The following is a 13,064-nucleotide window of genomic DNA, read 5'->3' as shown; positions in this document are numbered from 1 at the left end:
AGGGATATGAAAGTAATTATTTTAACTGAAGGTGGTCGTCAAAAAGGGTTAGGGCATATATCTAGATGTAGTTCTTTATATGATGAATTAGAGGCTAGAGGCATTGAAGTTGATTTTATTATATATGGGGATACAAACGATATTGAGATTATTAAGAACAAGAAATTTAAGTTAGCCAATTGGCTATCGACTGACTTTTTAAATTATTATATTAAAGAAAGTGACTATTGTATCGTTGATTCATATTTAGCTACTGAAGATTTATATAAAGTGATTTCGAATCGTGCAAAAAAAAGTTTGTTTATTGATGATAATGCACGGATTAAATACCCAAGGGGTGTAGTTGTTAATCCGTCTCTTAGTAGTAATGTAGTTACGTATCCTAAAAATGATACTAACTGCTATTTACTTGGACATAAGTTTATTATTTTGAGAACACCTTTTATTCAAGTGAAGAGAGAGCCCCAAAAAACTAAAGTTAAAGAAGTTCTAATTACCCTTGGTGGATCAGATATACACAATCTAACGCCTATCATATTAAACAAATTTAGTAGTAGATATCCAAACATCATATTTAATGTAGTAATCGGAAATGCGTTTAAAAATATAGATGAGATTAAAAGATTTAGTTCTAAGAATACAAAACTTTACGAGAATGCTACAGCTGAAGAAATGAAAAGAGTTATGTTAAAATCGGATATTGCTATTACAGCAGCAGGCCAGACAATTTATGAGTTAATGGCTACACAAACACCCTTTATACCAATAAAAGTTGCGGAAAATCAGAGTAATAATGTTTCTGGGTTAAAAGAATTCAATCTAGTTGAAAGGATTCTTGATTATAACGATGCGTTATTAAAAGAAAAGATAGTACTTGGATTTGAGAAAATGATGGATTTCGGCAATAGGAACGAATTGGTTAGTAAATATAATAAAGTTATCGATGGATTAGGTACTAAACGGATTATCGATGCTTTAACTCGGGGCGAGCTTATTGAGGATAACTATTTTTTAAGGGAAATTAGGGAAGAAGATATTCGTGATGTTTTTAATTTATCTAATGAAGATTATGTTAGAAAATGGTCTATTAATACTAAAAAAATTAGTTGGGAAGAACATATTATTTGGTTTGAAAACACTATAAAGTCCGATCAGAATGTTTTTTATGTGGTGACGGATTGTACTAATAATTTTTTAGGCCAACTGAGATATAAGGTAGAGGGTCATTCAGCAACTGTGAGTATAAGCTTGTGTAAGTCAATTATGGGCAAAGGATTAAGTAAACAATTCCTAATTGAGAGTATAAAGCTAATTAGTGATGAACGAAATAAGTTAGATAATATTATAGCCTTTATATCAGACAAGAATATTGCATCAAAAAAACTCTTTGAAAAAGTCGGATTTTTACTATGTGAAAATGATAATGGGATGCTTAAATATACTTATTCATTAAACAAAGGAGTATGATAAATGCGTATTGACAAATTCGATATTTCAAAAAAAGTATTAATAATCGCAGAGATGTCAGCGAACCATGGACACGATATAACGATTGCAAAAGAAACAATAAAAGCAGCGAAAGACGCTGGGGCAGATGCATTCAAATTACAAACATACACTGCGGATACAATAACTATTGATTGTGATAATGAGTACTTTAGATTGGATCAGGGGACAATTTGGGACGGAAGAACCCTATATGATCTTTATAAAGAAGCGCATACTCCTTGGGAGTGGCATAAAGAGTTAATGAATTATGCTAATGAACTTGATTTGATTTGTTTTTCAAGTCCTTTCGATAAAACAGCAGTTGATTTGTTAGAAAGTATAAACGTACCCGCCTATAAGGTAGCGTCATTTGAAATAACGGATATTCCTCTGATTGAATATATAGCATCTAAAGGGAAACCTGTAATTTTTTCTACTGGCATTGCAACTCTTGGTGAGATTGAAGATGCAGTACGAGCATGTAGAAGTGTGGGTAATGAACAGATAATTTTGTTAAAATGCACATCTGCATATCCAGCAAAAATTGAAGATGCAAACCTATTAACAATGAAAAATTTAAAAGAAACATTTAATGTTGAAGTAGGATTATCAGATCATACCTCAGGGGTAACAGTACCAGTTGTATCAGTGGCGTTAGGAGCTAGAGTCATAGAGAAGCACTTCATATTAGATAAATCTATAGGTGGACCAGATGTTAGCTTTTCATTAGACAAAGAAGAATTTAAGTCGCTTGTTGATTCAGTGAGAGATGCAGAAAAAGCTTTAGGTAAAGTAGATTATGGACTCACGGATAAAAAGTTAAAAAGCAGAGAGTTTTCTCGCTCTTTATTTGTTGTAACAGATATTAATGAAGGAGAAGTTTTTAATGAGGAAAACGTTAGATCAATAAGGCCAGGTTATGGTTTGAGTCCTAAATATATTGGCACTATTATTGGGAAAAAAGCCAAATGGGATATTGTTAAAGGAACACCGATTAGTTGGGATTTCATATAAAAAGGATCTATCAGACAAAAATGCTACAACTATTTTCCAACGCTCTCTCTATTTTTATCATTTATTATTAGAAATGTTTCGGGGAGTAGAAATTTAAAAACTGAGCTTTAGAGGCGGCATCTCAATCCTAAGTAGTTTTAATTAATTGTTCCACAAAAGGTTATCTCTCATATTCTAATATGAGAGATGACCTTTTGTGGAACAATTTTCAAAAAAACGCCGGGAATATAAATTACAAAATAGGGAGAGAGCGAATCAATGCCACCAAAAGTGTCAATTATTTTGACTAGCTATAATAGACCAAATTTTGTGGGTAAAGCAATTGAAAGTGTTATAAATCAAACAATGAAAGATTGGGAATTATTTGTTATGGATGATTCATCTAATCACGAAACAGCAAAAATAATTCAGTCATATTTAGGTGATAATCGTATTTATTATATTAATAGCGGTGTAAAAGATGAAGATCGCCACAAAACAACGCGATATGCCACACTCATTAATCAAGCAATTTCGATTACGAAAGGGAAATACTTGTCGTATTTAACAGATGACACGGTCTATTTACCTAATCGTTTACAAGTAATGACAGTATATTTAGATAAGCATCCTTCAATTGATATTGTCTACTCAAGCCAAAAAGTTCAAATTTTAAACGAACAATTAAAAATCGTTTCAGAAAGAAAGAGAAATGCTTCAAGAGTATTAAAGAAAGCAGCAAATGTCGTTGACCATTGTTCAGTGCTGCATACAAGAAGGATAGCTGAGAAAGTATTCAAAAAATATAAGAGCTATTGGGATGATAACCCAGAGTGTTGGCATAATGGTGACGCGGTATTTTGGATGCGATTAAATGAATTTCAACCATTTTACCCGATTCCGCATGTGTTAGATCAGACGGTCAAGGCACCGCAGTGTTTTCAATTACTAAATAGATTTTTACCGAATGAAATTCCAAATGGAACGTTAGTAAAAGGGCTGTCTCCTGAAATATATGTAATTGATCGAAAAATAAGGCGGAAATTGACTTCCGAAATGTTCAAAGCATTAAAATACGATAGATCTAATATTGTCGATGTTACTGACCCTTTGCTCTTTAAATACCCATTAGGGGCAGAGGTTGATCAATCTGCACTTTCAAATCCAGAGTTTTTTCCTAACCAAAGGCTTATAAAGGGTGCGAATACCAATCAAATCTATTATCTTGAAAATAATCAAAAAAGATTAATAGAGCCTAGAACTTTTAAAAGATTTGGATTTAAAGTAGCAGAAATTATTACTGTTAATCCTGATTTACTATCTTTATTTAAAGAGGGGCAACCAATAGAAGCGGTTTTTAATCCAAATTATCTTCTACCAGATAATTTGGTGTTTCAGATAGGTTCAGGATATTATTTAAGTATGGAAAACCAATTACATTTAATTGATATGAATATATTAAGGAGACTTAATTTAACTACTAGTAAAGTAATTCAACTAAGCCAAAATGAAGCTAATGTATTAAACCAAGGCGCCCCAATAAATTGGGGATTTCAAAAGTGAAAAATAGAACGAATTTATTTGTCCTTTTTGTTCTATTTTTTGTCTAGCTAAGAGAAGCATTTCAGATAGGCTACTGTCCTGAAATTACTTTTTGCAACTTCCCATTTTACAATATTTAATAAGGGGGGAGCTTATGAATCGAAATAGCCGAGTTAAGCTTTTCGTCTCGTTCAATTGTGCAATGATCAATAATTGAAGAAACTTATAAGCGGTTAGTTTCTTCACGAACTTATCGAGATCAATAACATTAATTAGTTTGGAAAGAGTTTGTTCATCAATAGCTTTTAGTAGTTCATTAATTGTAGATTTTATGGTATTCTTGTCCATGGGTAACTCCTTATATTTTGGGATTTGGACAGAACTACCAAACCTAATTATAAGGTTTTTTTTTGCCTTTAAACAAGTTTTTTCATAAAAATGCTTGACAATTAGAAAATATTTTTATGCAAAGCTAATGAAATAATAAATAGAAAACACCTATTTTCTTAGCATAACGACACTAGTCCACTTCAAAACTAAAAACCTAGCATACAATAATATTGATAAAAAATAAAATGTAGTAAAGAAAAGTTTCAGCATCTTACTAGTATACTATCGTTTAAATTATTTAGATAAGTGAAGTTGCAAAAAAACGAGCCACATCAACCTAAATCTAGTTACGGATGGTTAAATGTAACTAGATTTAGTATCCTAGTGGCACGGATTATGAATGATGAATTTCATTAAGTTATAAACATAAATGAGGGTAATAAAAGTAACTATTCACTTCATACCTACATATCTTGTAATAATTACGTATGTGAGAAAGGCGAAATCATTATTGGAAGTTATGTTGAAGGAGCAGAAAAATAATGAAATTTTTAAATTTTACAACGAAGGACAATACAGTTTCTCATTTATCGTCGCTCCGAAATTTGAAAGTACTTTTTGTGAAATCTGGCGGGGGTAGAAACGGTCCGTTTAAAGATATAGATAAGTATGTGATTAGAACTATAGATGATTTGGTGAAAGAACTTTATGTAGTGAGTCCAAATGGTGATATACAATATTTGGTTAAAAAACATCAACCAGATTTAATCCTTGTATTATTAGGTAGATATCTTTCTAAGGAAAAAGTAAAAAGTTTTACTAATTTAGGGGTCACAACAGCATTATGGACAGGGGATGATCCATATATTATTGATATAATGAGCGAAACTGCTCGTGCTTTTGATTATGTATTTACGAACGAATTAAATTGTGTTCCATATTATCAAAGTATAGGGTGTAGAAATGTATCATACCTTCCGTTAGGAGTTTACGAGAAAGTTTTTGAGCCTAAGAGCGGGTCAATCCCTAAATTGTATCAAAGTGACATTTGTTTCGTAGGGAATGCATTTTCAAGCAGAATTGAGCTATTTGATGAAATTGTTCCGTATTTAAGCAATAAAAACACTAAAATAGTCGGAAACTTTTGGAGAAAGATGAAAAATTACTCACTAATTAAAGGCAGTGTTCGTCATACCTGGATTTCCCCTATAGAGGCAGCAACCTATTATAATGGTGCAAAAATAGTTCTAAATATTCATAGATCAGCAGATGACAAGAAGTTTAACTTAAACGAATCCAATATTGAAGCAGCTTCTATTAATCCTAGGACATTTGAAATCGCCGCCTGTCAAGCGTTTCAATTAACCGATATTCGAAAAGACTTAACAAACTTTTATATCCCGGAAAAAGAAATAGAAATCTTTTCTACACCAAATGAACTTATAGAGAAAATTAACTATTATTTAGAACATGATCAAGAAAGAAAAGAGATTGCGAGAAATGGTTATACAAAAACGTACATGAAACATAGATATCATGTACGACTTATTCAGTTATTGATGTATGTAATGGAAAATAAAGTTTAGAGGGGAGTTTAATGTGTGAAGCAGTCCAATAATGTAAGTGATAGATTGAAAAAAAATAAATTATTTATCGTAATGGCTCTACATCGTTCAGGCTCAAGTGCAACAGCTGGAATTATGCATCACTTAGGGATTAATATGGGTGATGAATTAATTAGAGCGAGAGATTTCAATCCAAAAGGACTCTTTGAGAATGTTCATTTTATGAGACTCAATCATCAAATACTACGAAAAGCAGGAGGTTCTTGGCATAAACCACCAACAAAAGAGGCGATAAAATCTGTTAGTTTTAATCCCCGAACGATACGATTTTTTTTTAAAGAACAAGTGAAACCGGTATGGGGGTTAAAAGATCCTCGACTATTAATCACGTATGAATATTTGCAACCTTATTTTCAAGAAATCTCATCCGATATTACGTATGTGTTTGTTCATCGACCATATCAATCTTCAGTAAAGTCGCTCGCACATCGAGATCGTATTTCTCAAAGTAAAGCTGATAAAATTCTGTCGCGTTATTATGAAAACTTTAAGCTATTTAGGGGGGGATTCGGAATACCTGAAAATGATATCATTGATGTCTATTTTGAAGATTTAGTGAAGGACCCTAATCCCTTCGTTTATCAACTAAACGAAAAAATTGGTCAACATCCAACACATCGAATCGAAAATGTACAATCATTTATTGATAAGAAGTTAAAAAAATTTTAATGTAAAAATTTTATTGAAAGGAAAATTACATTGCGAATAGCTGTTGTAACAAGACCTAGAGATCCAATCAGTTTGCGAATTTATCAGCAAAATGTTACTAGTGAACTTGAAAAGGTAGGAGTTACATTAGTTCGTGTTTCCGAAAATGGGTCTATTCCTAATCGTTGTGATTTAATTTGGGATCCTGGATTAGGAATGCGTAGAATTCCTGACGTATTGAGAACAGCTGATATCCCTGTTGTTGTAACTGTTCATGGGGTTAGAGTCTTTTCAATACCAGAGAAGGAATTACACTCACGCGAAAGAAGGATGAAACAATTATTAATTGATGATTGGAAAAGCTTTAAAGAAAAGGTAGATGCTATTGTTACTGTGTCAAAATATGGTGCAGAAGAAGTATGTTCAGCATTTGATATTACGCCCGATAAAGTATGTCCGATATATCATGGTGTAAATCAACAAATCTTTCATCCGAATGGTGAAAAACCAATTCAAAAAACACCTTATTTTCTTCACGTTGCTCAATATCAGCCACTAAAAAATTCTCCCAGACTATTTGTTGCATACTCAAAACTACCTGTTTCTAAGCGTCCAAACTTAATGGCTATATTACCTGGATTTTCAGAAGATATTACTAGATGGAAAATTCCAGGGCTTCATATCATTACGAAAGAAATATTGCCACTCGAATTAGCGAAATGGTATCGTGGAGCCCTTGGTTTTATGTTTCCTTCTATTCGTGAAACATTTGGTCTTCCAATTCTTGAAGCAATGGCATGTGGCTGCCCTGTTCTGACAAGTAATCAAACAGGATGTGCAGAAATAAGTGGTGATGCAGCGCTTAAAGTAAATCCTAAGTCGATTTCAGAAATGCAAAAAGAGATGAAAAGATTAATAGAAGAAACCCAACTACGTGAACAATTAGCAACAAAAGGGATCAATCATGCAGCAAGATTTTCTTGGAAGAAAAGTGGTGAAGAACATTTGAAACTATTTAAAAAGGTGATAATTAATAGTTCCAAATATATGTGAGATAAAAATAATATGGGGATGATTTAGATGGAAAATAATGAATTTCCAGGCTCCAGCAATTATTGGGAAGATAGATATAAAAGTGGAGGGACATCGGGTCCGGGTTCTTATGGGAAGTTAGCAGTATTTAAAGCAGAAGTGATAAATACAATAATAAGAGAATTTAAAATTAATCATGTGATTGAATTTGGTTGTGGGGACGGTAATCAGTTAAAGCTATGTAAATATTCTAATTACATTGGGTTAGACGTATCTAAATATACGATTAAAAAATGTGAAGAGATGTTTGCAAATGACAGTAGGAAACAATTTTGTTTATATGATCCTTTATGTTTTGATACTAATCAAAAATTATCTAAAGCCGATTTAACTATTTCTTTAGATGTCATTTATCATTTAATAGAAGATGAGATTTATCATAAATATATGACAGACTTATTTAATACTTCAAAAAAATATGTATTAATTTATTCTTCTAATTATAATACAAAACAAAACAACCATGTCAGGCACAGGGAGTTTACGAAATGGATTGATAGTAATCAAAAAGATTTCAAACTGGTTAAGAAGATAAAAAATAAATATCCTTTTGAATTTAAGAAAAGAAAAAAAACATCAAAGTCTGAGTTTTACTTATTTGAGAAATTAAGTAGTAAAACCAACCAATTAATTAATTAAATATAGTAGGTATGGACATAAGAAAAACTTCCCTTATTAACATAAGTTGTTGATAAGGGAAGTTTTTCTATGAAAGGAGTGTTATTTGTGATCTCGATTATCACATGTACGAATCGACAACATTGTTTAAAAAAAGTTTTTCAAAATTATGACCGTCAAAAAGTGAAAAAAAAGGAATTAATCATTGTCTTAAATCGAGATAATATGGATATTAACAAATGGAAAGCAGAAGCGATACATTATTCAAATGTTTCGATTTTTCAACTGCCGGAAACGACAACATTAGGAAGTTGTTTAAACTTTGCTGTTAAAAAGGCAAAATACGAATACGTAGCTAAGTTTGACGATGATGATTATTACGCACCTAATTACATTGAAGATTCCTTATCATTATTCAATAAAACAGGTGCCGATATCATTGGAAAAAGAACAATATATATGTATTTCCCTGACAAGAAACTATTAACCATTCACGTTCCTAATCAAGAAAATAGAAGTAAGCGGTATGTGGCAGGATCTACTTTTGTTATACGAAAAAAAGTGTTTAACAAAGTGCAGTTTCCAGATCAAAAGGTAGGGTCGGATTTATATTTTTTACAACGTTGTGCAGCTATTGGTTTAAAAGTTTATTCAGGTAATCGCTTTAATTATTGTTGTATTCGTAGGGATCCTGTTCACCATACATGGAAAAAGCGACCAGAAAAAATTTTAGAGCGTTGTAAAACCGTAAAAAGAAAAGTAGATGATTTTAGACCATTTATCGTCGGAAATTAGAAAATTCACCCTCTGTACCTATCAGAAATATTTACCATTGCATACGATATTGAAACATACGAACTTTTGGTAATAAAGAGGAAAGAAGGGTTTCGGTTATGCAGAAAAGCGAAGCATTCTATCGTTTAAAAGAAAAATTTCTTACTATGTATGCAAAAGTGGCTGTAATCGGGCTAGGTTATGTCGGACTCCCCTTAGCAATTGAATTAGCCAAAAAAGGTTACCAAGTTTTTGGTATTGATATAGATCAATCAAAAGTAAAAAGGCTAGAAAAATGTGAATCGTACGTATCAGACGTAGCTAGTGAAGATGTATATACAGCAATTTCTGCTCAAAACTTCATTCCAACGACTGATTATTCCATTCTTAAAGAAGTAGATGCGATAAGTATTTGTGTTCCAACTCCCCTAACTAAATATCAACAACCGAATATCGATTATATCCAAGCAGCTGTTACAGAAATTAAAAAATATATGCACAAAGAATTACTGATTATTTTAGAGAGCACAACCTATCCAGGAACTACTGAAGAGTTAATTGAAAAGCAATTAGAATTAGAAGGGTACAAAGTAGGAGTAGATTATTTTCTTTGCTTTTCACCAGAGCGAGTAGATCCTGGAAATCACCAATTTAAAACTAAAAATATTCCAAAAGTAATAGGTGGAACAACCCCGCAGTGTTCGGAACTTGCGATGACTTTATATCAAGATGCGATCAGTACGATGTATCCTGTATCGTCTCCAAAAGTAGCAGAAATGACAAAGCTGCTAGAGAATACGTTTCGCAGTGTAAATATTGCTTTTATTAATGAAATGGCGATGTTATCCGAAAAACTCCATATCAACATATGGGAGGTCATTGAAGCAGCTAGTACAAAGCCTTTCGGATTTATGCCATTTATGCCAGGTCCAGGAATTGGCGGACATTGTATTCCACTTGATCCTATGTATCTAGTATGGAAAGCAAAAGAAAGTAAGTTTTATTGCCGCCATATTGAATTGGCTCAAGAAATCAATATGAAAATGCCCCACTTTGTGATAAGTAAAGTTGTAAATGAACTAAACCATTTTTCAAAATCAGTGAAAGGTTCAAAAATACTACTACTAGGAATGGCATACAAGCCAAATATAGATGATTTACGCGAATCTCCTAGTTTAGAAATCTATGAAATCCTCAAAGAAAAAGGCGCTTCCGTTCAGTTTTATGACCCTCATGCAACGAAGTTTATTGATAAAGCTGGTAATGAAGTGTGCTCAATTGAAGTGAAATATGAAAGACTACAAGAGTACGATTGTATTTTATTACTAACCAATCATGATGTTTTTAACTACCAAGCAATAGCAGAAAATGCAAATATGATTATTGATACGAGGAATGCGTTTAAAAGGGTAAATTGTTCAAATATCGTTACGATTGGCGATTCAAGTATAAAAATATAAAAATTAATAAATAGACAAATCTAAAGTTAAAGAGGTGCTATATGTGGCAAAAAAAATTGTTATTAATATCATGTTTAATAATAGAAACGTACCGAAAGGAAAAACTAAGAAGTGGATTGAGGCTAGAATAAAAATCTTTCAAAATTTCACTTTGAGATCATTAAAAAATCAAACGAGTCAAGATTTTCTTTGTATACTTCGTTTCGATGACCAAACCGGGGGAATTATTAAAAATGCGTTAAATAAATATCCTGAATTACCTGAGAATATCATTTTTTCACCAGATACCGAGGCTAATAAAAAAATAAATAATTATATCGAAGGGTCAGATTACTTCTATCTAGTAAGGTTAGATTCTGATGATATGTATCATAAAACATATATTCAACAACTTCATGATTATAATCCGAAACCAAGTACGGAAGTCTTGATTAATAAAGGAGGTTATATATTCGATATTAACAGAAGTCTTCTAAAAGAAACATTTCGGAAATCACCACCTTTTTATACTTTAATTTACAAAACTGGCGAATATAAAATTGGTCATAGAAAGAAGTTAGTGGGTGGTCATCCAGGAGCGATAAAATTTAAACATGAAATAATAAACAAAAAAAACTATGTAATAACTATTCATGGTCATAATAAATCTTCAAAATTTAGTCATAGGAATTCCAATGAAATTTGGAATAGTCGGGAAAACGTAGATAACTCTTTAAAAGCTAAAATATTAGCTGAGTTTATGTAGCATGAATTTTTATTGGAGGTGCTGTTTTGGAAAATAAACTAAAAATTTTAGTCTTAATTAGAAATTTTGCAAAAAACCACCCAAAGCATAGGCAAAAATACGACATGATTAAAGCGATTGAAGAATTTGCAGATGTTTATTATTGGGGGAGAAATGGTAGTATTTTAGATATTCTGAAAAAAATTAATATTAAACCCGACTTTATTCTCCATTATGAAGATGCCTGGAATAATTTTTTTGCGCCCAAAATTACTAATTTAAATAAAGTCGGTATTCCAAAAGGGGGCTTTGTGATTGATACACATTGGTTTCCTCGTAGGAGAAAAAAATATTTTAATTCAAGTAAATTAGATCTTATATTCTCTGTGACGAAACACCCTTTTTTACAAAAATTCCCTGAGTATAAATCGAAATTTAGGTGGGTACCGTTTTCAATAAATCCAAGTATAGTAAAGGATTGGAAATTAAAAAAAGATATTAAATTTCTTTTAATGGGTCTCGTTCATTATAAAGGTGTGAAGCACCCTCCTAAAGGAAGATATCCTTTTAGAGAAGAGGTTTTAAAGAGGATGACAAGCATGGATGGATTTGTTTTTCATAAACATCCTGGTCATAGAGCAAAACCCTCTCCAAATTTATTAGTAAAGGAATTGTTTTCAAAACAAATTAATCGTTCTGAAATTTTCTTTACTTGTGGTGGAGTTTTTCGTTATCCCGTGATGAAATATTTTGAGGCATTAGGATGTAAGTCATTACTTTTAGCTGAGCCCAATCCAGATATATTAGAACTTGGATTTAAAGACGGGGAAAATTTTGTAGCTTGTTCAAAAGAGAATTTTTACGAAAAAGCATTGTATTATAGTGAAAATAAATCAGAACGAGAAATTATAACTGAAAATGGATACAATTTTGTACAAGAAAATCATACGAACCAAATTCGCGCGAAGGAAATGATAGCCTATATAAAGGAATTCATCGAAAAGAAAGAGGGATGAAAAATAAAAGTCCAATATGACTTACAAAATGGAATATTGAAAATCACTTCTTTACCTAGTAAGTTAGATCAATTATCATATCCTATTCTTATTAATAAATTTTAAAAAATAAAAACAATACAAATGGATATGAAAACAATTCAAATTCATATGCCTAAAGATTGGACACTAAGCTCCATTCATTCAGACTTATTAGCACTAGCTACTATTTCTATTATTTATCCATTTTGTGGTCCAGAAATTCATCTGCCAATAGGAGTGAGTAAGTATTTTGAAAAGCAATTCAATCAATTTACTGGCAAGAATATTCCCCCCGTTAATAATAGTTTATCTCCGAGAAAAGCAAAAGAAAACGCTGTATCAGCATTAACATATAGTGGTGGTGATTCAACAGCAGCAATGCTTTTGTTACCACCAGATACTCATTTGTTTTACTTTGATAGAATTCATCCTAATAATCGTAATAAAAGGAAATCTAAGCTTAATAAAGAACCTGCGTATTATGCCAGTGATTTTTTTGGGAAAGCAAGGTAGAAAAGTTCACAAAATTAAGTCTGATTTGGAATTTGTACGAAGTCCAGCAACTTATACAACGTTTTTAGCTGATTCTGCTGGGGCGATTTTGTTAGCAGACTATTATAATTTTGACAGTTTATCAAATGGACATACCCTTGAAGAAGGTTACGAATCGGATATGAAGGATTTAAATAATGTCGTGAAACTGATTTTATTTCAATTTGGGGGAATCTACTAG

The 13,064-nt window shown here is 31.8% G+C and carries 14 protein-coding genes; 13 read left to right on the top strand and 1 reads right to left on the bottom strand.

Translation table 11 applies throughout. The annotated features are described in order from the left end of the window. Window positions 1-6: 6 nt before the first annotated feature. The 3 genes from pseG to BKP37_RS17835 all read left to right on the top strand — a co-directional run bounded on the left by pseG (window position 7) and on the right by BKP37_RS17835 (window position 4,044). A complete protein-coding gene (gene pseG / locus BKP37_RS17845; protein ID WP_071310982.1) occupies window positions 7-1,467 on the top strand; it encodes a UDP-2,4-diacetamido-2,4,6-trideoxy-beta-L-altropyranose hydrolase in 1,461 nt (486 codons plus the stop codon). Between the two features lie 3 nt (window positions 1,468-1,470). Beyond that, window positions 1,471-2,502 carry a pseudaminic acid synthase gene (gene pseI / locus BKP37_RS17840; protein WP_071310981.1) on the top strand — a complete coding sequence of 344 codons (1,032 nt, stop codon included), beginning with the start codon at window positions 1,471-1,473 and terminating at the stop codon, window positions 2,500-2,502. 258 nt (window positions 2,503-2,760) lie between these two features. Further along, window positions 2,761-4,044, top strand: a complete 1,284-nt coding sequence (locus BKP37_RS17835; protein WP_071310980.1) for a glycosyltransferase family A protein — start codon at window positions 2,761-2,763, stop codon at window positions 4,042-4,044. An 84-nt stretch (window positions 4,045-4,128) separates the two neighbouring features. Here the strand turns inward: BKP37_RS17835 and BKP37_RS17830 are convergent, their stop codons facing one another. Continuing rightward, complete coding sequence (locus BKP37_RS17830; RefSeq protein WP_071310979.1) at window positions 4,129-4,371, bottom strand: DUF4372 domain-containing protein; 243 nt, start codon at window positions 4,369-4,371, stop codon at window positions 4,129-4,131. 524 nt (window positions 4,372-4,895) lie between these two features. Between BKP37_RS17830 and BKP37_RS17825 the strand changes: the two genes are divergently transcribed. From BKP37_RS17825 to BKP37_RS17780, 10 genes are all read left to right on the top strand, one after another. Continuing rightward, window positions 4,896-5,939: a CgeB family protein gene (locus tag BKP37_RS17825; RefSeq protein WP_071310978.1), complete on the top strand. Its 1,044-nt coding sequence runs from the start codon at window positions 4,896-4,898 to the stop codon at window positions 5,937-5,939. 15 nt (window positions 5,940-5,954) lie between these two features. After that, window positions 5,955-6,647, top strand: a complete 693-nt coding sequence (locus BKP37_RS17820; RefSeq protein WP_084034863.1) for a hypothetical protein — start codon at window positions 5,955-5,957, stop codon at window positions 6,645-6,647. Between the two features lie 30 nt (window positions 6,648-6,677). Next, a complete protein-coding gene (locus tag BKP37_RS17815; RefSeq protein WP_071310977.1) occupies window positions 6,678-7,679 on the top strand; it encodes a glycosyltransferase family 4 protein in 1,002 nt (333 codons plus the stop codon). Between the two features lie 27 nt (window positions 7,680-7,706). Next, window positions 7,707-8,357, top strand: coding sequence for a class I SAM-dependent methyltransferase (locus BKP37_RS17810; RefSeq protein ID WP_071310976.1), 651 nt, complete (start codon window positions 7,707-7,709; stop codon window positions 8,355-8,357). 87 nt (window positions 8,358-8,444) lie between these two features. After that, window positions 8,445-9,131, top strand: a complete 687-nt coding sequence (locus BKP37_RS17805) for a glycosyltransferase family 2 protein (protein ID WP_169823185.1) — start codon at window positions 8,445-8,447, stop codon at window positions 9,129-9,131. Window positions 9,132-9,229: 98 nt separating this feature from the next. Then, a complete protein-coding gene (locus tag BKP37_RS17800) occupies window positions 9,230-10,570 on the top strand; it encodes a nucleotide sugar dehydrogenase (RefSeq protein WP_071310974.1) in 1,341 nt (446 codons plus the stop codon). Window positions 10,571-10,613: 43 nt separating this feature from the next. Continuing rightward, window positions 10,614-11,315 (top strand): glycosyltransferase family A protein, encoded by a 702-nt coding sequence (locus BKP37_RS17795; protein WP_071310973.1) that lies wholly within the window; start codon window positions 10,614-10,616, stop codon window positions 11,313-11,315. A 26-nt stretch (window positions 11,316-11,341) separates the two neighbouring features. After that, complete coding sequence (locus BKP37_RS17790; RefSeq protein WP_071310972.1) at window positions 11,342-12,310, top strand: glycosyltransferase family protein; 969 nt, start codon at window positions 11,342-11,344, stop codon at window positions 12,308-12,310. Between the two features lie 123 nt (window positions 12,311-12,433). Further along, complete coding sequence (locus BKP37_RS17785) at window positions 12,434-12,844, top strand: hypothetical protein (protein WP_169823184.1); 411 nt, start codon at window positions 12,434-12,436, stop codon at window positions 12,842-12,844. Further along, complete coding sequence (locus BKP37_RS17780; RefSeq protein WP_139193176.1) at window positions 12,828-13,064, top strand: hypothetical protein; 237 nt, start codon at window positions 12,828-12,830, stop codon at window positions 13,062-13,064. Before BKP37_RS17785 ends, BKP37_RS17780 begins: the two co-directional genes overlap by 17 nt.

It is taken from the genome of Anaerobacillus alkalilacustris (assembly GCF_001866005.1).
Classification (GTDB): domain Bacteria; phylum Bacillota; class Bacilli; order Bacillales; family Anaerobacillaceae; genus Anaerobacillus; species Anaerobacillus alkalilacustris.
The sequence above is the reverse complement of the archived record's forward strand: the minus strand, read 5'-3'. Positions and strand labels throughout refer to the sequence as shown.